General features: G+C 57.3%; 19 protein-coding genes and 1 pseudogene. 7 read left to right on the forward strand and 13 right to left on the reverse strand.

Translation table 11 applies throughout. The features are described 5' to 3' along the window. The first annotated feature begins 8 nt into the window (after positions 1-8). On the forward strand, positions 9-371 hold the full coding sequence (locus tag NKH78_RS00515; RefSeq protein ID WP_352571039.1) for a hypothetical protein: 363 nt from the start codon (positions 9-11) through the stop codon (positions 369-371). Next, positions 371-1,330 carry a radical SAM protein gene (locus NKH78_RS00520; RefSeq protein ID WP_352881518.1) on the forward strand — a complete coding sequence of 320 codons (960 nt, stop codon included), beginning with the start codon at positions 371-373 and terminating at the stop codon, positions 1,328-1,330. The genes NKH78_RS00515 and NKH78_RS00520 overlap by 1 nt, the downstream gene beginning before the upstream one ends. A gap of 527 nt (positions 1,331-1,857) precedes the next feature. On the opposite strand, the gene NKH78_RS00525 is transcribed toward NKH78_RS00520, so the two are convergent. The 5 genes from NKH78_RS00525 to NKH78_RS00545 form a co-directional block, all read right to left on the reverse strand. Beyond that, the gene (locus tag NKH78_RS00525; protein ID WP_352571036.1) at positions 1,858-2,073 is read right to left on the reverse strand and encodes a hypothetical protein; all 216 of its coding nucleotides are present in this window, start codon (positions 2,071-2,073) and stop codon (positions 1,858-1,860) included. Between the two features lie 204 nt (positions 2,074-2,277). Next, positions 2,278-2,790 carry a P-loop nucleotide/nucleoside kinase family protein gene (locus NKH78_RS00530; RefSeq protein WP_352571035.1) on the reverse strand — a complete coding sequence of 171 codons (513 nt, stop codon included), beginning with the start codon at positions 2,788-2,790 and terminating at the stop codon, positions 2,278-2,280. A 25-nt stretch (positions 2,791-2,815) separates the two neighbouring features. Further along, a complete protein-coding gene (locus tag NKH78_RS00535) occupies positions 2,816-3,121 on the reverse strand; it encodes a hypothetical protein (RefSeq protein ID WP_352571034.1) in 306 nt (101 codons plus the stop codon). A 28-nt stretch (positions 3,122-3,149) separates the two neighbouring features. Further along, entirely contained in the window at positions 3,150-4,133 is a 984-nt protein-coding gene (locus tag NKH78_RS00540) for a phosphoribosylaminoimidazolesuccinocarboxamide synthase (RefSeq protein ID WP_352571033.1), read from the reverse strand. Between the two features lie 13 nt (positions 4,134-4,146). Further along, the gene (locus NKH78_RS00545) at positions 4,147-5,445 is read right to left on the reverse strand and encodes a hypothetical protein (protein ID WP_352571032.1); all 1,299 of its coding nucleotides are present in this window, start codon (positions 5,443-5,445) and stop codon (positions 4,147-4,149) included. A 249-nt stretch (positions 5,446-5,694) separates the two neighbouring features. On the opposite strand from NKH78_RS00545, the gene NKH78_RS00550 reads away from it, so the two are divergent. Further along, positions 5,695-6,972, forward strand: a complete 1,278-nt coding sequence (locus NKH78_RS00550; RefSeq protein ID WP_352881527.1) for a hypothetical protein — start codon at positions 5,695-5,697, stop codon at positions 6,970-6,972. A gap of 17 nt (positions 6,973-6,989) precedes the next feature. On the opposite strand, the gene NKH78_RS00555 is transcribed toward NKH78_RS00550, so the two are convergent. The 3 genes from NKH78_RS00555 to NKH78_RS00565 are packed head-to-tail and all read right to left on the reverse strand — an operon-like array spanning position 6,990 to position 10,258. Then, positions 6,990-8,183 (reverse strand): ferritin-like domain-containing protein, encoded by a 1,194-nt coding sequence (locus NKH78_RS00555; protein ID WP_352822214.1) that lies wholly within the window; start codon positions 8,181-8,183, stop codon positions 6,990-6,992. 4 nt (positions 8,184-8,187) lie between these two features. Next, positions 8,188-9,870, reverse strand: a complete 1,683-nt coding sequence (locus NKH78_RS00560; protein WP_352881530.1) for a GMC family oxidoreductase — start codon at positions 9,868-9,870, stop codon at positions 8,188-8,190. Further along, the gene (locus NKH78_RS00565; RefSeq protein WP_352571027.1) at positions 9,863-10,258 is read right to left on the reverse strand and encodes a sugar dehydrogenase complex small subunit; all 396 of its coding nucleotides are present in this window, start codon (positions 10,256-10,258) and stop codon (positions 9,863-9,865) included. The genes NKH78_RS00560 and NKH78_RS00565 overlap by 8 nt, the downstream gene beginning before the upstream one ends. 285 nt (positions 10,259-10,543) lie before the next feature. Here NKH78_RS00565 and NKH78_RS00570 point away from each other — a divergent pair, with 285 nt between their 5' ends. The 3 genes and pseudogenes from NKH78_RS00570 (at position 10,544) to NKH78_RS00580 (ending at position 13,661) form a co-directional block, all read left to right on the forward strand. After that, positions 10,544-11,431, forward strand: coding sequence for a carbon-nitrogen hydrolase family protein (locus tag NKH78_RS00570; RefSeq protein WP_352881534.1), 888 nt, complete (start codon positions 10,544-10,546; stop codon positions 11,429-11,431). Positions 11,432-11,783: 352 nt separating this feature from the next. Then, positions 11,784-11,885: pseudogene (locus NKH78_RS00575) on the forward strand (transposase); the annotation flags it as partial. Positions 11,886-12,317: 432 nt separating this feature from the next. Beyond that, entirely contained in the window at positions 12,318-13,661 is a 1,344-nt protein-coding gene (locus NKH78_RS00580; RefSeq protein ID WP_352822207.1) for a hypothetical protein, read from the forward strand. Positions 13,662-13,834: 173 nt separating this feature from the next. On the opposite strand, the gene NKH78_RS00585 is transcribed toward NKH78_RS00580, so the two are convergent. From NKH78_RS00585 to NKH78_RS00605, 5 genes are all read right to left on the reverse strand, one after another. Continuing rightward, complete coding sequence (locus NKH78_RS00585; protein WP_352881537.1) at positions 13,835-14,713, reverse strand: restriction endonuclease; 879 nt, start codon at positions 14,711-14,713, stop codon at positions 13,835-13,837. A 35-nt stretch (positions 14,714-14,748) separates the two neighbouring features. Then, positions 14,749-15,327 (reverse strand): hypothetical protein, encoded by a 579-nt coding sequence (locus NKH78_RS00590; RefSeq protein ID WP_352571019.1) that lies wholly within the window; start codon positions 15,325-15,327, stop codon positions 14,749-14,751. Between the two features lie 169 nt (positions 15,328-15,496). Beyond that, positions 15,497-16,366, reverse strand: a complete 870-nt coding sequence (locus NKH78_RS00595) for a nucleotidyl transferase AbiEii/AbiGii toxin family protein (RefSeq protein ID WP_352822204.1) — start codon at positions 16,364-16,366, stop codon at positions 15,497-15,499. Further along, a complete protein-coding gene (locus tag NKH78_RS00600) occupies positions 16,359-16,979 on the reverse strand; it encodes a type IV toxin-antitoxin system AbiEi family antitoxin domain-containing protein (protein WP_352571124.1) in 621 nt (206 codons plus the stop codon). Before NKH78_RS00600 ends, NKH78_RS00595 begins: the two co-directional genes overlap by 8 nt. 231 nt (positions 16,980-17,210) lie before the next feature. Continuing rightward, positions 17,211-17,756, reverse strand: coding sequence for a very short patch repair endonuclease (locus NKH78_RS00605; protein WP_352881543.1), 546 nt, complete (start codon positions 17,754-17,756; stop codon positions 17,211-17,213). Between NKH78_RS00605 and NKH78_RS00610 the strand changes: the two genes are divergently transcribed. Next, a complete protein-coding gene (locus NKH78_RS00610; RefSeq protein ID WP_352881546.1) occupies positions 17,747-19,351 on the forward strand; it encodes a DNA cytosine methyltransferase in 1,605 nt (534 codons plus the stop codon). The genes NKH78_RS00605 and NKH78_RS00610 overlap by 10 nt on opposite strands. The last annotated feature ends 45 nt before the right edge of the window (positions 19,352-19,396 follow it).

The raw sequence follows: 19,396 nt of genomic DNA on the forward strand, positions 1-19,396 counted from the left end.
AGCAAAAAATGACAAATATGGTGAAATCACTGCCAGGCGGCAACGTCTTTGTTGTTGAACCGGGTTTCAATGGCGTAGTCACGCCTGACGATTTTCGCGCGCTCACAGAGCCAGCGAATCCCGAACTATTCGACGACGACTTTCTTACCGCCACGGAGAATAAGGGGCCATTCATTATGGTACTGGGTTCTGGGTTCGAGACCGCCGACGTTACGGGCGGTCTTGGCGCCTGCGCAGGTCTTGCCAGCGTTGAACAGCTTAGATTTTTGCAAGGGCGTGGTCTCTCGACGATCGTCATGGCTCGGTCACACCCGGTTTTGGTACAGAATGCCAGAGCTGTCGGTCTTGACGTCGTTGTTGGTGGCGTCTGATGCTCCGCGAAGTTCGAATCGAGGTGAACAAGCGCTGTAACCTAGCATGCGCTCATTGCTACACCGACAAAAAGGGGTCGCTTGCTCCTATTTCAACTATGGAAGATGCGATTGCTCAAGCTAAATCAATGGGAGCGACGGATCTCTCACTGACCGGCGGAGAACCATTGTTGGATCCAGAAAGAACGCTGGCGCTTGTTCGTGCTGGGAAGGCTAACGGAATGAGAGTGCGATTGAACACAAACGGGTGGTTTGCCGACCGACCGATGCAAGACAGACTTCACCAAAGTGGCCTGACTGAATTGCAAGTGAGCATGAGCCACGCGGATCCAGAAGCATTTGACCGTTTTGTCCGACGCAAGGGGGCGTTTGAACACGCGCTGTCGGCTATTACTACATCGTCTAACCTCAGGATGCAGGTTACAGTGCGATGTACACTGATGAATAGCAACGTCGACCAATTACAGCCTCTCTACGAACTGACCGCTACAGCAGGCGCCACTTCCTTCAAGATTAGGGCGTTGGTGGAAGTTAATGGGGTTGCTGATCTTGAACCTGAGGTGAATGAGGCGCGAAGGCTTCTTGCGATTGAGGCTCTCAAAAAGAGCGCCGACAGTCGTCGTGTACCAATAAGCTTCGCAGACGAGGGTGAATTCGAACTAGGCTCTCATCCCTATGTGGAGCGTCTCGAATGCAAATGTGGCGAATTGGCGGTTTTTATTACGGCAGAGGGTGTTGTGACACCTTGCCCGTTCCTGCGAGAAGATAGTCGGTATTGGTGCGGCGACATAAATCGTCAACCCATCGGCGAAATAATGCATTCGGACACCTACCGACACTTCGTCGGTAACCGCACTTCGGGTTCATGCGGGAACGATGCTGCCTGTGCCTGCAAGGCAAACCGTGTCTCAGAGCCAAGTCACGCCGCCTCAACATCGCGGCACATTAAGTTGCAATAGTATGTTGTCTCCGGAAGATCCGCGATGGACCCTTTTGCCCGAGGCTGGCAGTACTCTCTATTTGCACATGCCGGCCGACCAGAATACAGACGATATGGTCTGTGGTCCGTTTCGTTCTGCAGGTAGCGCGATCGAGCGCAGTGCTCTCACCTCAATTGACGACACACGCAGGCGAAGGCTGGTAGCTTACGAGCAACAGACTGCGGAGGAGAGCGCAAAAGTCAAGGATCAGCGCAGAGAGGTAGACCTTCGACTGGAATACGTTGGAAGTGCCCCGGATGAACTTGTTCGCTCTTACCACGACGCAGTTCTGGCTGTTGAGGCGTGCATACCGTCTATTTTCGGCGGTGTCGTCTGCTCGATGATGCGAATAGTAATCAGTGCATACATCTTGGATGCCAAAGGTTGGATTGTTGCGACAGCAAGGGATAGAGAGAAGATCCCTGGTTTGTCGACCCCTTTGTGCTATCTAAGGCCCAATCAAGACCGTATCGAATGGTTCGGCGATGAACTGGCCCCCCCGACATCTAGCGGGAGTATGGCTGTGGAGTTTCACTCCCTGGTACAAAAGCCAGGTCTGTTGCTACATACTCATCCTGTGTTTGCTGTCCTGCTGGATAGACCGGTTCAAAATTCTCATCTTTTGACAAGCGCACCGCGCAGTTCGGCATTTGCTGAGGAAATTGCAAGAGCCGCACTGGAGCATCGAGTTGCATTCCGGCCGAAGGAAGGAATTTGGACATTCGGTGGGTCCAGCGCCGATGTCGTGGGAGCTACGCGCACGTATCAAGCGGGTGCGGTGGCAGAAATCTTGGCAGAACTCTCTCTATAGGCCGATCTCGACACATTTGAAGATAGGTTGGTCAATCCTACCCATTCACTAGCGCGTCGCATAGACGCTCTCGACAAAACACCACGTGTGCATGGTCATTACCTCTTCAAGGGTATTAAGTTCTCCGGGCGATCCCGTTGAAATACGCCTCTAGTTCGCTAAGGCACTGATTGCGGTCATTCAAATCCGTTCGGATGCTCGGTCCCTCGCACAAAAGCCGCCGGTCCTTGTAACGCGCCAGGAAATCCTCGTGCCAAGCGGTTGTTTCAGGTTTTTCGGCTTTGCGCTCACCAAGGCGTAAAAGTGTCGCCGGCAGGTCGCACCAGAGCAGTGCCGTTGGGATCCAGAGTCGCCAGCGAGCCCTAAAGAAATCGGCTGGTAGCAGCGTCGCGATCGTCAACCACCCTCGGTCCAGCACTGCCGGCCTGCCTGCTGCACATTCCAGTGCTTCGGTGATGCCGCGCAACCCTGCATTAATCACGCCTTCGCGGTCGCCGCTATCGTAGGCACGCATCAACTCCCCGCCATGAGGATTGCCGAAAGGACGCAAATATTGCGCACCCACCATGTCCGCCAGCAGCTTCGCCAACGTCGTTTTGCCGGCTCCATCATGCCCGTCCAGCGCCATTATCCGATCCGTCAACCTGACACTCCTAATAGGGGTACAGGCGCACGATCTGCTGCTCGTCGTCGAGCTCGAACCAGTAATGTCGATGCGAGGCCTTCTCAAGTACCGCTCGTGGTTCGCCAACAAGTTCCATTTGCCCTTTTGGTGATACCCGTGATCCCGAATTACTGGGATCGGGTCGGAGCAGAACACTATCTTTTTGCATGGTCACAGCCACGCGCGTTCCCTTGCCGGGTTCCATCCGCAAAGTTTTTCGCGCTGAGAGCGGAAGCGTCAGTACTCCGCCGGGCGATATTTTCGAACTCCGGTTCTTAATGGTCATTATGGGCATCAGGACCTCCTCTCTCTTGTGCGACTACCTATGATGCGAACATGATCTGATACAGTTTCTCATACTGATCCAGAACGGCGGCTGGCTCACCGCCCGACCGCCACTGGTCTTTGTCCAACGCCTCACTGTCATCGGCGGCGCGACTTCGCACGCGCATGCAATCGGGACTAATCTCCCCGAAAATGACGGAGCCCGTGCGATCGACGAAAAAGCATATGTCGATGAGCTGAAGCCCCCGTTCGGCAAACAACTCTTCTAGCCACCCGAACGTGTCGCGTGCCAGTTGCTTGGCGCGCGCGCAATCGTCGATCCAGATGCTGGCGTAGTCGTCGGGCAGCGGCTCGTCTGCCAGACGCTTGCCATTTTCGTCTGCAAGAGGATTGCGCCAGTCGAAGCATACGAGCGGCGTCTCGAAACGGCTCCAGCGCGCCAGCGGCGTTCCACCGAAAGCAGTCTCATGGGCCTCGGTGTAGCGATAACGATGCACCGGGGATCCAATGTGGTAGCGCTTAACGCGAACCTCGAGATTGCCAGGTGTCACGACATGCTCCGCGAGAAGAAGCCCCTGGTCACTGTCGACCAAGCCAAGGAACGCATTGGACAAATGCCGGGGACCAGGTCGTCGGGTCATTGCACGGAAAACTTCGGCACAGAACATCGTGCGCACGCGTTCGGTCCCTGGGACAATTCCGTACCGGTTGTTGGTGAATGAATATACCGACGGCAAAAACCTGGCGAGCGCAATTCTGGGTGTGAGAAGGCGTACCTCCTTGCTTTCTCCAACCGCCAGAAGTTTCAGTTCGCCGAACGTCACGGAAAGACCGCGCAGGACCTGTTCGAGCATAGAATCGGCACTGCCGACGAGGTGAACAGAAATGACTTCTCCAGACGGCCCCTCGATGGTGAATCCGTCCGGCAGGCCGCCTAGAAACCTGACGGGGAGTTCAAGATCGGCGCACTGATCGAGGAGCACCTCAGACGCGTATCGAAACGAAGTTGCGGCTCTTGCCACGTTTGGTTCTCACTCACTTGGGGCGCAGTATTCGAAAATCTTCGTCAAGGCGCCTTAGCGTCTGTTCTGTTGCAGTTGCGGCGGCGGCCAGCGCGCTTGCCGGTCCCTCCGCAACAACACGCTGCTCGTGATAAGCAGTATCAAAGCCGCAAAGCTCAACCAACCACTGCTGAACTTTTTCTTTTGGCCAGTACCGCCCGGCTGCACCAAAGGTTCCCTTCGCAATATTGGCAGGAATTTTCACAAAGTAACTATATAGATTTCGACGATCGTTGGCATCTGAATTATTTGCCTGCAGCGCATATCCGATCATGCCGAGCTGCTGGCGCAAGCGAACCATGCCGAAGCTGAGATTGCGAGCCAGGAGCATCGGAGTCTGCTTTTGCGGCAATTCCACCTCGCCGAACAGGCAAAGGCCATAATCGGCGAGATTGTCGCCCGATAGAAGTTGCATATTCCACAGCTGCCGAGGGGTGTAGACGCCGACGTTCAGTTCCTTCCCGCCCCAAGTCGGGCACGTGTTGGCCATCTTTTGCAGGGTCACCGTTTCGTCGTCAACCACTAGCACCACGTCATAGTCGGCAAACCTCTCACTCAAGACGCTGGAGCCATACACGATGATCGCCTGCAGTCCCTGCACCCTGTCTCGGAGGTCATCGAGGAAGCCGAAACGTTTCGTGCGCGGATCCGATGTATCGATTTGTTTGATGCTGGCTCGCTCGGCGGTCATAGAAACGCCAAGCCGCTCGACCACGTGATCGAACAATTGCCGCAGGTCGAGCAGCCGTTGGATCTTCGAACGATCCGTTCGGGCTGCCAACGCTGCTACAGCGTCGCAAAGGCCAATTTCCGCCAGTTGCGGCATCTGAGCCTGCAGCAGGCCAGCTTGCCAAAGCTTGTCATACTTGCTCCCGATCGTTCCATCGGACGCTCTATCTTGCACAATGGCGGCCGACATTGTGACGGACGCCAGGAACAGGACTGACTGAATCCAGAATCGTGTTTGTTCGCCCGTGTCTGCGATCAGGCCATCTGAACCGGGATAAGCCATTCTCATGCTGGCGGCGGCTGGGCGCGGATGCACGGCCTCGAAAAAGCGAGGCTGAAACAGGGATGACCAGGACAGCGTCTGAGGTGAAATGCAGCGAGAATTTGCCAGACCCTGTTGCCAAGCCCATCGATGGATGTCGATCAGGTCGGCCTCGCAATAGTCACTGCCGAGGAGAATAAAGTCGACAGTGAATGGCTGCGCCCTCCAGGATGGCGGATGCTCCACGCGATGCACGTCCACTACCGCTTTAGGAGTCGGCATCTGCACTCAATTGGTTGGGCACCAGTTGTCAACGGCGGGAAGCGTAGGCGTTTCCGCCGCTGAAAGCCAGCCGACACACGCGGCAATCGAAGCGTGCAGGAGGACTTGAGAATCCTGGCATCGAGACCTACGCCAATCACGCCGTCCAGCGCCGCTATCTGCTCTCTGAATGCCCAGCAGCCATCTGCAGATTCCCTCTCGAGCATCAATTGCTAATTTCAGCCGTGGGACGTTGGGCTTTTCCGATCGGTGGCCGAGCAACGTGAGACCGGCGACCTTCCTTCGCTTGCCAAAATCTCGGTCTTGAAATTGAGACTCGCACTCTGGGAGAAACGACTTGAAAATCAAGCATATTGGTCTCACTCTCCTTTCGTGTTTGTGGGGGCGGCAATGGGCTATGTTGAGATATTAGGTGAGGTCGATGTTTTTCAATATTGGCCTCATGGAGTATCTGATGTCGACACTTTGAAATTCATTCCGGATTTGACAACCGCGACGTACCTTTCGGATAGCGCGCCCGTTAAGGTTGGCGCGTACTTCGAACACGGCGGCAGCTTCCAGCCGGACGACAACGAGCCGGGCGTAGAACGGTTCAAGGCAATTCTTCGCAGCAGCAGCGGAGGTTCATTGTCAGTTCGTCTGCAAGGCATCGATGCGCCGGAGACCCACTATGCCCCAAACCTTCGCGAGGGCATGTTCGATGGCGACTACGCCAAATGGATCGCCAAACATATGTCGCGGCAGATGTCGTACCGGCAGCCGTACGGAAAGCTGTGTACGGATTTCTTTGCTAACGGATTGCGCTCGAAGCTCGGCATAGGTCCGTATGACCCCGCGAACCCTGAAGTCAAGGTCACCGCAAACCTCAGGGTACTTGCCGACAGCATCAACAGTGCTGCAGATGTTTTCGGCAGGGTTGTTGGATATGTTGCGATTTCGCACAACGGGCAGGACGTCGTCTTGAACGATGTTGCCCTGTCGGAGGGGTTCGCTTTCTGCTCTTTCTACGGGAGCATGACATTGCACGAGATGCAGCGTCTCGCCGATCTTTTCGCCGCCCACGGGTCGGACCGTGCACGAAGATCGCAGTTGAGGAGCAATGTTTCAAACCATTTGCGTGACTTCGAGCCAGGGCTGTGCACGACGAAATCCATGCGTGACACCGATCTAGACGACAACGGTGCCAACTCAATTCGAGGAACGGATTCCTTCCGCTCGAAGTGCTTTGATCCGAAGCTCTTTCGGCGCTGCGTAGATTGGATCGGACGACGAGAAGCGCTCAACGATGCCAGCACATTGCTCGATTACATGCGCGCCAACGACGAGGAGGTGGTGCTGTTAAGCGACTTCGCCGCCGCGAATGGCGACTGGACCCAAGCTCGAAAGTTCTCGATGGGCTCTCTCATCGGCCGCGACGGCGCCTTTCGCTACAAGCCGGGCGAGGTCGTCTTCGAAGCCCGGCCGATCACTATCGTCGACGATCAGCGGCGGCCTCTGCCTGACAGCTTCCTGGCGGCTTATCCTTAAGTCATGTTCGTGGGTGATCATCTGGCTGATGCCAAGGCATCCGCAATCCGCTTCAGGCTTGCCTCGGCTACCCCGAGTTGGCCAGGCGCATGTTCCGAGGTGGCTAGCTCTGCCGCAGTTTCGGCGAGGTCGTGAGCGCACTCGGCCGCAACGGCAAGTGCAATACTTTCGGGAGCGGGAAGCGTGACGTGACGCGTCAGCCCAAAGGCGGCGCCTGCATTCGAGCCGTCGCCTCGGCCCGATGGAAGCTTGGCGAGCGCCTCGCCAAGCGGCTTGATGACCGTCGTCATCGCGTTGATTGCAGTATCGCAGAATAATTCCGCGACCTTGCTCGCCGGGCCAGACGCAAAGGCATGCTGCAGTAATCGCAGCATCAGCGAGTAAACATCGTCGAACAGATCACCGAGTTGGCTCGCGAACGGGTCTCTGATCAGGTTGACCCTTCCATGGGCGTTCCAGTCGCCTCGGATTCGGGGCACAGGATTTTCAAGGACCGGTCGCGCTGGTTCGAAGGAGGGGTCGCGCTCTTTCTCTCTTACAAGCGAAGCCAATGTCCGTTGAAAGACAGCAAAATGGGAGTCTCCTCGGTCATAGTCGGTCCCTTCACCTTGCTCCGTGATCATGTCGATCGCGGCGAGGGCAGAGGCCCTGTCTTTGATCGGAACGATGTTGGGGAAGTGGGTGATGTCAGGCCCCATCTCGCCTTGGGCGCCTTGAAAGAAAAGCTGGTCCTCCGGCAGGCTAAGAATCTGCTCGCGGATGAGCGCATAAAGCTGGCCGACCGATCGATAGGCTGCCGGCGCGTCATCGTCGGTTCGCGTATCGACAGGAAGGATGAGTTGGTCGGCCGGCGTTTCGTATGACACAAAGCGACGGAGCGCGGACGGACCAAAGCGCTCCAGAGCAAGCGGCAGATCGAAGCCGTAGTACGAACGGCGTTGAGGGAAATTCGGTCGCAGATAGTACGGCGATCCGCCCACGGCCGCGAGGATGTTCCAAGCTTGAGCAAGATGGAGCATCTCTTCGGCTGCGACCATGTAAATTTCTGAGGCCCAGAGCCTTGCGGCCTGAAGCTGCTTCCAGCTCAACCCACCCTCATCGAGGTCTTGCTTGATCGAGAACGCGGCGAACAGATAGGAGCATGCCAAGCCGTGTTCGAGTTCGCATGCCTCTGTGAGCAGGCTTAAGAGGCGTGATCGGCTTGCCTGCATGAATCTACGATCCTCTTTGCAGCAACGAGGAAATCTTCGATGCTGCCCGCAGCGCCAAGGCTGCGACGGTCAAGGTTGGGTTGGCTGTTCCACCAGTGGGAAAGGTAGAAGCGCCAACGATAAAGAGGTTGTCGTGTTCATGGGCGCGGCAGTGCTGGTTTACGACCGAGCTACCTGCATCACTTCCCATCCGCGTTGTGCCGATGATGTGACCTGCGCCTGAATAGGTATCTTTTGGTTGAGGTTTGCGATCAGCATCTGGGATCTCGAGGCGATCGAAAATGCTCGAGATTAATGCCGCGGCCTTTTCGAAAGCCAGGCGGTTGTAATCCTCTAGGTGCATGGAAAGCTGGGCGCGTGGCATGCCAAACGAATCGGGTACTGCGTCAGCAAGTGTGACGCGATTGTCGGCGGAAGGCAGCATCTCGGTGGAATAGCTTATTCGGAACTGCCGGATCAGCCGATCACCTAACGCGACCCTCAATCGAGCTCCGATCAAGCCGTCCATAAGCTTTTGTTCAAGAGCCGCAAACGGAGTCTCGACCCGGCCCATGCCGTCGTTGCCGATCGAGAGTCGGAAGGCGGCGTGCGACGCCCGAAACGTACCGTCGCGAAAGGTATCGATGCCCACCGTGGTGGGTGGCCCGCGATAGGGGAAAAGCGGTTGCGGAACGACAGCAGCGGTCTGGCCCTGGAGGTGATCCATTAGGTTGCGGCCGACCTGACCGCTGCTGTTTGCCACGCCGGTGGGCGCCGCGTCACCGTCGCTAGAGATCAGCAGGAGGCGGGGTGTTTCGATTGCATGAGCTGCAATGACGTAAATGTCGGCCTGGAGACGTCTCTCGCCCCTCCGCCCCTGTTCATCCCACCGGGTATAGCGCAAAGCACTGACGCGCCTGGTCATTCTATCAAGCTCGATCCGCGTCACGACGGCCTGCGTGCGCAGAACCGCACCAGCGGTCGTAGCCTTGCTGACATGCACAGTGGCATCGTACTTTGCGCCAATTGGACATATGGGAACGCAGGACGAATTTCCCGCGCAGGCCGGCCGGCCGTCATACGGTCGTGAGTTTCGGGCCTGGGGCGTGGTTAACACGCGGACATCGGCTCCATCGAAGGTCAACCCCTCGACGGCTTTCGCAACGACGATATCGCCGTAAGCCGGCCATATCTTGCTCATCGGGAAGGCACGGCTACGGTGTGCTCCGTGCAGGCCATTGAGCTCCGCATGATCACCGGCAACGCCGAGCTCCGTCTCGGCTTCACAATACCACGGCTCCAGGTCGTCGTAGTCGATCGGCCAATCCACGCCCACCCCATAGGAGGTCGCCAATCGGAAATCCGCCGGCACATGGCGCGGCATGTTTCCAAGCATGTGCCACGTCGATCCACCGACCCGGCGCAGATACGTACTTTTGAAAGGCGAAGGCCCCAACTGGATGTAGTGCTTTTCGGAATCGGGGCTCCAGACCGGAGACGGAGGCTGGTTGTCGGCATATGGGGAACGTGGCGTTTTGATTGCCGCAAGCGAATAGTCCGCCACGAGATCCTGCCGGTTCCCGCCCGTCGGCCCGGCCTCGAGCATCACGACGCGGTAGTTGGCGGCGGCCAAACGGTAGGCAATGAGGGCGCCAGCAACACCGGCACCGACAATGGCGACGTCGTAGCGGTCAAGATCATCAGACATCTGGAGCGTACCTCCAGTGGCCAAAATAGCCGCCGGAAAGGCCCGGCGGATGGGCTCGCGCGGCGCGCCAGATCAGTCCCCCGAAATACGCCTCTTCACTAACGAATGCGGCTTCGACACCATTCTCGGCTGAAAGTCGCCCGGCGTACCAGAGATGTGCGAGCCGTCGTGCCGCATGGCCAACCTCCGGCTGTTGCTCCATCGTGGCGATCAAGGCCGCCTCTGGATCGGCATTGGCCTTCGCTTTATCGACGGCGATCGCGAGGCTGGCGAGTTCGGAAGCCCAATCAGGCCTCGAGGACATGATCGTGGCGTAGACCTGTTCAAGCTCCCCGCCGATATCGGAGTAGCCGGTCACAAACCTCGACATTTCTAGAAATGTCGCCACGCCCTTGCTATCCCCCAGATACCATTATTCCTACTCCCTACCTTTTACCTCAAGCAAGCCGTACGCTCCGATTGTCGGTCCTCATCTATGACATAGAGGCACGTTCTAGATGGCGCTGCCACTGCGGCAGGCACTCCCAAGAGCTGAATCGAACGAGTAAGACTGACACAGTTTTGTTACTTGTGACATTACGCGCTCCCACAGCCAAGTCTACTGGATAGGCGGTCGTTCCCTTGATACCTTCGGAGACGAAATAGAAAAGGACGCTATCTTGGAGGGGAACTGATGACACGAATTGCATTTTTCTTCCTTGTCTATCTTTGCCTTTTGGGCAGCCAGCTTCGGGCCGACGAACCACGCCCGCCGGTGCGAGTGGCCGTGGTTCAGTTAAACTCTTCCAAGGTGGGAGACTTCGGCGCGATGTTAGGTTACGCGAAGGCTGCGAAGGACCGGGGGGCCGAGATCGTAGTCTATCCGGAAGAGGCGGTTTTTGGCTGGCTCAATCCAAAGGTGTTCTATGAAGCGCAGCCAATTCCCGGTCGGGCGCAGGCCGCCTTCGCGACCATTGCGAAGCAAGCCGGTGTTTGGGTTGCGACGGGCCTGGCAGAGAGAGGCCCACAGATAGCCTCCAACCCGGCCATCTACGAGGTGTTTGATTCCGGCATACTAATAGATTCGGAGGGCCGGTTAGTCCTGCATTACCGCCAGCACAACGTCATCAAAAATGCGTTCAGTGAGTGTCCGGTCAAGTATGGATCGCAAGGATGCAGTTATACGCCGGGTCCGCTCAGTGATGTTGAAGTCGTCGAGACCCCGTTTGGTCGCATAAGCATGCTAGTATGTGCCGATGCATATACCTTCGACACGTCGACGTTAGATGCCCTGAAATCGCTGAGGCCAGAACTCGTCATTATTCCTTGGGGCGTTACGGCGGGATCGGCCGCTGAGTGCGGCAAGACCGGCTTCAATGCGACGGGCTTCGCAGTGCAGGCGGCGGCACATCTCGGATCGGCCTACGTTGTCGGCGCCAATTCGGTGGGATCACGTCCCTACGGCCGGTTTCTTCCTTCCTGGTACTGCGGAACAAGTGGCTATGCGACCCCCCTCGGAAAGGTGGGTGGGGTTGCGGACGAAGAGCAAGAAATGGCGATTTTTGATATCCCGCTTCAATAGGCGAGATCAGCAGACCCCCCATTTACCTGACGCGCTCGAATTCGAGCGTATACGGATGAGGTTGTTCCCGATCATCACCTTTCGGCGATCTTGTCCAGAAGCGAACTCAGCAAGCGACGCCGGCGGGTGGCTCCAAGGAAATCTCCCCTTCGTCGGCAGTACTCAAGGGACGATTTTTTCAACGGCACCGGCGCTACCGCATGGACCGGAGTGGCCAAGCGTCACAGAATGCGAGGATGCGTAGCAAGATCTCTGGCCTGCTGCCGGTTCGTGGACGCCGAGATAAGGTGTTTGGACTGCCCCTGGCGCGATAGACAGGCCCCGCCTAACCTTTGAGCATAGGAGGCAGCTTGTGAGTACGCAGCGGTTTACCCCGGAATTCAAGGAAGAAGCAGTCAAGCAGGTCGTTGACCGCGGCTACGGCGTGCCGGATGTCGCTGCGCGTTTGGGCCTCTTCAGGCCTCCCGAGATCACGATCTTGGTCCATGTCTCGCAAGATGTTCTCATGCGGAGGACGAGAGAAGCCGTCAAATCAGTCGGTCGCAGAAAGGGATAGCAAGGCGTGCGATTCGGAAAGCTGTGAGTCGGATCGGCTGTCAGGCAAAAACCGCAGGTTCAAATCACGGGCACGCAACAGCGACCTTCACTGATCGGAGCGATTAGGCGCGCGTTTCGCCGCCTGTTTCGGTCGAGCCGATTTAGGCGCCGTTGAGCTTTGCCCATACCAACGTCTTTTCCCACAGTCGATCGTTGATGACGCAGCGAGAATTTGATGGAGTACCGTCAAAATTGACAAGATCGATACGCCCACCTCTATTTCTGGATCGATTGATCACTGCAGTTGGGGCCGTGTACACGTGGGCGGAAGAAGACAGAGGTCGAGACGGTGAGGACGGTTTCTCGCGACGAGCTTTACGAGCAGATCTGGTCCAAGCCGATGACCGAGGTTGCTGCGGACTACGGCGTTACGGGCACGGCATTGAAGAAGACCTGCGATCGCCACCACATTCCAACACCAGAACGCGGATACTGGGCAAAACTGAAATACGGCAAGCGCGTCAACAAGCAAGCGCTGCCTCCATCGGCCGAACCAAACTTGGCGTTGGTGAGGATCGCAGGAAGTTCCGAGCAGCACCTGTCGCCATCCGTCCGCGAAGCCAAAGAAAAAGCCCGAGATAGGCTCCACAAGCACGCTGCGGCCAATCCGATGGTGGCCACTACGCCGGAGTCTACGCCCAGCTTCGTTGAGCTCCCGTCTCTCGCTGTCACAAGGCGCGCGATCTCAAAAGCGCGTCCGGACGATCAGGGCTTCGCGATCGTTCGGTCCAGGGGCGTTGTCCCTCTCAAGATTGCTGCGGCTTCCATTGAAAGGGGAATTCGCATCCTAAGTCAGTTGTTCGCTCTTGCAGAAACTCAAGGCCATTTGCCCAAGGCAACCGAGAACGGGTTGGTACTCGTTGTCGAGAATGAACCAGTTGCGTTCGGCCTGGAGGAGCAGCCCGAAAAGACCCTGCATCAACCGACGCCGGCAGAATTGAAACGGCGGGATGAAAGAACGCGTTGGGGCAGCACCAACGACGCTTGGCCCAAGTACGACCAGTCTCCATCCGGCCGGCTCGCTATCGTCATTCACGCCAACCCGTATTCAGGCCTTCGCCGCATATATTCCGACGGAAAGACGCAAGCCTTGGAAAGCATGCTGCCGGACATATTGGCAGGCTTCGTTGGACACGCGGCGTTCATCAGCGAACGCAGGAGAGAAGGCGAGGAACGAGAGCGTCGTCAACGAGACGCCGAAGCCCAGCGGCAACGCGAGGAAGCGTTCAATAGCCGCGAGAAGCGCCGTATGGAATTTGTGGATGCGATCCATGAACAACTGACCCATCGGGACAAGCTGAACGCGGTGCTGACCCATCTCGAGAATACGACGCCTGAGGATGTCGGCAGAATGAGCGCGATGGCGACTTGGATCCGGCAGCGCCTGAAGCAGATCGATGCTCTGATCAGTCCCCATTTCCTCGATATTTCGGCAAGATCATCGAAAGTCGATTTTGATGAGCCAGACCCTGAAAAAGAGGCCGAGAGCGGCAATGGCTACTTTGGTTATTCGCCTTCCATCAGCCTTCAACTTTGGTCGATTGACAACGAAAAGAAGCTGGCCACCGCGTGCTCACCGCTGGGATGGGCGAGCGCTGTAGGGACGATGGTCGAGAAAAATCCGCCGGATTAGAGGAAACTATTCCGCATGAAAGATGCGCGGTCATCAAGACCACGCTGAAAAGCTACCGCTTTCTGGTCGTCTATTGCGCCCGGGTCGTGTCTCCATGTTGGCCGCTGAGGGGGTAGATCATGATCCCGGGAAGAATTTCTGCCTGACACGGCGATTGCGCCCTAGCGCCCGTTCTAGCTCCAGAACCGACAGGTGGTATTGGTCGACTCGGCGTTTCGAGCAGATCGCGTCGAGCTTGTCGTAGAGTGTGGCGTCCTTTGAGCTGAGGTGATCACGCCGAACCCTTGGGCGCCGTATTGCTCGAGCATGTCGCCGACGTCCGTCAGGCGTGTGGCTCCGAGGGACGAACCGTTGGTGACAAGCTTGCACTGGAAAATCCATTTCTTACGCTCCACCCAAGGGCCAATTGTTGCCTCATGGATGATGATATCGCGGCCGCCATCCCTCGATCTCGATTTGCCGAGCTTCCGAATGGTATCGGAATTGAACTTCGGGTTGTCAAAGATCAGCTGGTAGCAAAGCTCTTCAAAGGCCTCGTCGTCCAAGCTCGTCCAGTCGCACTGAAAGAAAGGCGCGGCGCCGGTCGCGGTGGACAGCTCTTCGGTCATTTGGGCCGAAGCCTCGCGGAACGCCTTGGCCGTCTGCAGCTGCGCCGGCCTGATGTCGTAGAGGAAATGGAGGAAATAGCCATCATTGACGAACGCAAGCGTACCAGTCTCGTGAAGGTAGCAGCCCTCCGCGAGCGTTGGCATGCCTTCTGCCGTGTCCCAAGTCGTGATGCCCATGGGAGCGGTTTTCTCTGCTTTCGGCGAACGGAGCGCGTTGAAGGGGTCGGATGACCAGCGTTCGCCATACTCGTCGTCTTGGGTCACGAGCCCTGCGCAGACCCGGGATTCGAAATACCGACCCGATGGGAAGCGGACCAGGAGGCCCTCGTGATGCACGAACGACTCGCCGTTGACGATGACGAAATCGGCTGGCAGGAAGTCATTCAGACGGTACTTCTGATCCGTTTCGACGAAGAATCGGTCGGGGCCTATCGCCACCGGCACAAGCCACCCGGTCCGCGAAGCATAGCAGCTCCCGCCTAGTATGCCGCTGAAGCCGCTGCGATGAACCCGAGGCGCCGCTCTGGGAAGCCCTCCATCTGACTGCTCCATGCCTCCGGCGCTTCGGATCGCAACTCGCTGTTCGCGGCGTGAAGGTTGGCGAAATACCAGTCGATAATCTCCGGCGCTCGGGGAACCAGGGTCTCTAGCTTGTCCTCATAGTCATAGACCTGTTCGCGAAGGTTCTGCAGTTCCTCCAGTTCTGCATCGTCTGTGAAATCCTCGAGTTCCCCGAGCAGAAGCGCACAGTCGGCGATGGCGCCGAATAGTCCCGGCCTTGGTCCAGTGAGGACGGCCCTGATGCAGCGGTAGCCTCCGGGTGGGTTTTCGGTCCTGACACACTTCGCATGTACAGCCATCCGTTCGATGGCCCACGACGCGTCAAGAAGATCTCCGCAGATGTCGCGATAGGACTGGGTTGACCCGAATGAAGGGAGCGGCACGTAAACGAAAATCCGATCGTAAGCATGTGGATCAAGCGTCGCCAGATCCATTTCGAACTCTTCGCCGAGATCGATCTCGAGCGTTCGCGCATTGCCCCCGGCATCGTCCTCCATCTTGTTTATCCCTTATCCTAGGTACCAGCCCCACCGGCTCCCGTTTCTGGCTTGCATCCCGGTTCAACGACCATTGTAGGCTGTCGATCGAAACACAGCGTCAATCGGATTGGCGAGCTGCCGACAGGGTGCCATTTACAGCAGATACGTCCGGGTTACGGGCCACAATTTAATTGTCAGACGATCTGATGCGCGCGCACGATGGTCCCACCAGCGCCCAGACGGCATCCACAACCTCCACCAGCGACAGGCCGTCGTGGTCGATTGATTGTGCGTAGGCACGCCATTGGCGCTGCTTGGTCCCATCGTCCAGCAATGTCGTTGAAAGACCAGGTGGCCTACCGTCAGGAATGTCAGTATGTCGCCGCTCGAAAGTCGCTCGGATAGCAGCATCCAGATCCGTATCTGCGAGAGGGACTGCCTTGGGGATCGCCCACAGATCGTAGTAATCTTTCATGCGACCGTTGGCGATGCCCAGCGCGACCATGGCCTGAAATTTCTCAGCGATAACTGTTGCCGGGGGATAGGTCCGTATCTGCGGCGTCTCCATGCCAAGCAACGATGGATAGGCGAGCGGTTGCGCCGCTGCAGCTAGAGCGTCGCCAAACCCTATGTCGATCGTAATTGGGATCCTAGACCGCTCCAAAAAGGCTGTTGTGCGTAGGCGAACCCCGCCATATTCCATCTCTTCGCGGATCGTGGTTGCAGTCAGGCCTTGGGTATCGAATACAAGCCCATCGTCGGTAGCGATTGCCATGATTTCGGCAAATGTAGCTCTGAGCTTTTCCGGGTTGGCATCGCCATGCCCAAGAAAGTCAGCGTCTCGCGTCTCGCGATTGCCACCGTCGATCCATAGGGTAACGAGCATCCCTCCCTTCAGAATGAAACGATCGCGCTGGTCCGAGACAGACAGGCGGTAGAGCAGCCGTTCTAGCGCGTAGCGCACCAGCACGACTTCATAGACCCGCGCTTCCTTGCGGGCGAGGTTCAGCAACCGCTGCTTGATCGAGGCGGCCCGATTTTTCGGGTCTCTATCCATTCGAGGTGAGCGCTTCAAGATAGGGGCGCATGATTCTCCAAGAGTCGCCGGCGATTGCGACTTCGGCTATTTTACTGGGCGTGGCCTTGCGCTGTTCAAGCGCGGCCCTCAGGCCTTCGACCGCGACCGAGCGGTCGACCAGCTTTCGGTTGCGGAAGACATCGGCGAGGGTTTTCGGGACAGAGAAGATCGGAACGTCGACCCCCGAAATTCGATGATGCTCGATTCCTTGGTTCATATATTTGTCCCGAAGCTCGACGATGCGGATCGGGGGATATGAAGGAACCGGTGCCCAGTCCCTCGCGCTGATTGCGACCCATATCTTGCGAGGCATCTGATCCGTCAGCCCGTGAAAGGCCAGCGCGGAAACCATCGCGATGACGCCTTTCGGCACCCGCTTCGCGGCTTCGGCGAGTGCCTGTTCAGTCTCGACCTCGCTACCGGCGCGTTGGTAGAGGCCGCGTGAAATGCGAATGAGTTCGCCATTTTGGACAGCGCGCGATATCGTCTTGCCGTCGATTCCGGCCTTGCGGAGTTCATATGCGCGAACGATCGGCGTCGAGTTCAAGAGTGTGGCGAGTTGTTCACGCTGGGTTAGTTCCAGGCTATCCATTTGTGGCACACCCTTGGTAGCGTTTCTGTCGGCCAGCTTTCGGGACACCTGCGGCGTCACATATCCTAGGTGTCATCTCGAACATACCCAGGATATGTGACATGCAAGCGCGTCACAAAACCTGGGTCTCCTTCACATCATACCCAGGTTATGTGACACAGGTCCAGGCCACATATCCTGGGTCTCGTTTTCGACACACCCAGGATATGTGACATCACTCCCCCTGCGAGGCTAGCGGCGCGGGCGAACAAGATCGCTTTCGAAATCACCGCTTTCCGACCACACCCAGGCCAGCACCCGTCCAACCGTCTCATCGAGATACGCTGCCCGAAGTCCACATTCCCAGACGATAGCGACGCGCCAGCCTTCGGCGTGCAAGGCATCGACCACCTCGCGGTCTCGGGTCACGTTCCGATCGAACTTCGCAGTCCAGAATTCCGACCTTGACGCTGGTCTGCTGCACCAGTGACAACCCGTGTGACGATGCCAGAAGCATCCGTGGACGAAGATCACCGCCCGTCGCGAAGACAGAATTATATCTGGTCGGCCAGGCAAAAGCGCCCCGTGCAACCGATATCGCAGGCCAGACCGATACAGCGCCTTTCGCAATGCCATTTCCGGCCTGGTATTCTTCCCTCGAATGCCGGACATCATCCGAGAACGGGTCGCCTGATCAACTACATCTGCCATCGATCCAAGCCTGTCATTTCCCCGCAGAGGTGATATTAATCGGACTTTTGCTCCCCGGGGTCGAAAGCGCATGATTCTTGCCAACATATTCAGTTGTTGACATATTTGCAGGTCCTGGAGGACTGGCAGAAGGGTTTTCGAGCGTTTCCGGCGCCGATGGAAAGCGCGCGTTCAAAATTGCTCTGTCGATCGAGAAGGACAAGGCGGCGCACTCAACCCTGCAGCTGCGCAGCTTCCTCCGCCAGTTCGGCAATTCCCTTCCTGAAAGTTACTACGATCTGATCAATCAGGGGGGCGACATACCCGACTGGTCCAAACAGTACCCAAAGGAATGGGCGGCTGCGAAAGAGGAAGCTTGGCAACTCGAGCTTGGCAAGGAAGATCCCGACGATCGACTGAACGATCGACTCGACGCCATCCGGACCGAAAGCGACGGCAAAGTCATCCTTATCGGCGGCCCGCCCTGCCAAGCCTATTCCCTCGTTGGCCGTGCCCGCAACCAAGGCAAGGAAGGATATGTGGCCAGCGAGGATCATAAGCACTTCCTGTACAGGGAATATATCCGCATCCTCGATCGACTCCGGCCAGCGGCCTTTGTCATGGAAAACGTCAAGGGCATGCTGTCCTCGTCGGTCGACGGCGAGAATCGGATTTTCGATCAGGTAATTCGTGACCTGCGTGGAGACCGGCCCCATGGAGAGGAATACCGGCTGATTGCGCTGGATCCGCGCAGCCGAGGACAACTTGGCTTTGGCAGGTTTGAACCACGCGCCACCGATTTCATAGTTCGTGCCGAGGATTTCGGAATTCCTCAAGCACGCCACCGGGTGATCGTCGTCGGCCTCAGGTCCGACCTGGCTGCGGATTTGCCTGATTCGGCCCTCGCCGATCTGATGGTTCGCCATAGCCTGACTGCAACCGTCGGCAATGTACTGGATCGGATGCCGAAGCTGCGCAGCGGTCTCAGCCGAGGCGTCGACAGCCGGGAGGAATGGAAACAGATGGTCAGCATCGCCATGGCCTTTGTTGCCGACGTGGACACTGGTCTGGCCGATGATCTGCAAGCAGCCTTTGCGCAGACGGCTCATCAATATCGTACGAACTTCGAGAGTCTGAACGACATACCCGGCCGTGAGGCGCGAGGCGTCGGCATCTCGCCGGACTGCCCCTCCCACCTTCGTGACTGGCTGATCGATCCTAGGCTGGAGACGCTGCCAAATCATGCGACTCGTAGCCATATGGCGAGCGATCTTGCGCGTTATTTCTTTGCAGCTGTTTTCGCCGAAGTCGTCGGCCGCTCACCGAAGGCTTCGGATTTTCCAGAGGAGCTGGCACCGGAGCACGAGAACTGGAATTCCGGCAAGTTTGCCGATCGCTTCAGGGTGCAGCTCTCGGGCGGTCCTTCAACGACGGTTACAAGTCACATCTCGAAGGATGGACACTACTTTATCCATCCTGATCCAATGCAGTGTCGCAGCCTTTCGGTGCGCGAGGCTGCGCGTCTTCAAACCTTCCCCGACAACTATCTCTTCCAAGGCAATCGTACCCAGCAGTATATCCAGGTTGGCAATGCGGTGCCGCCTCTCCTTGCCCGCTGGATCGGTGAAGCTCTTTTCGTGATTCTGACGGCCGAGAGACGCTATGCAACAGAAAACGAAATGAACCTGTCGTATGTTGCCTGACCAAGCCCGTTTGCAAGATCACGCGGATATTCGCGTACGGCTCTT

Source organism: Mesorhizobium sp. M0910 (genome assembly GCF_040319465.1).
Classification (GTDB): Bacteria; Pseudomonadota; Alphaproteobacteria; order Rhizobiales; family Rhizobiaceae; genus Mesorhizobium.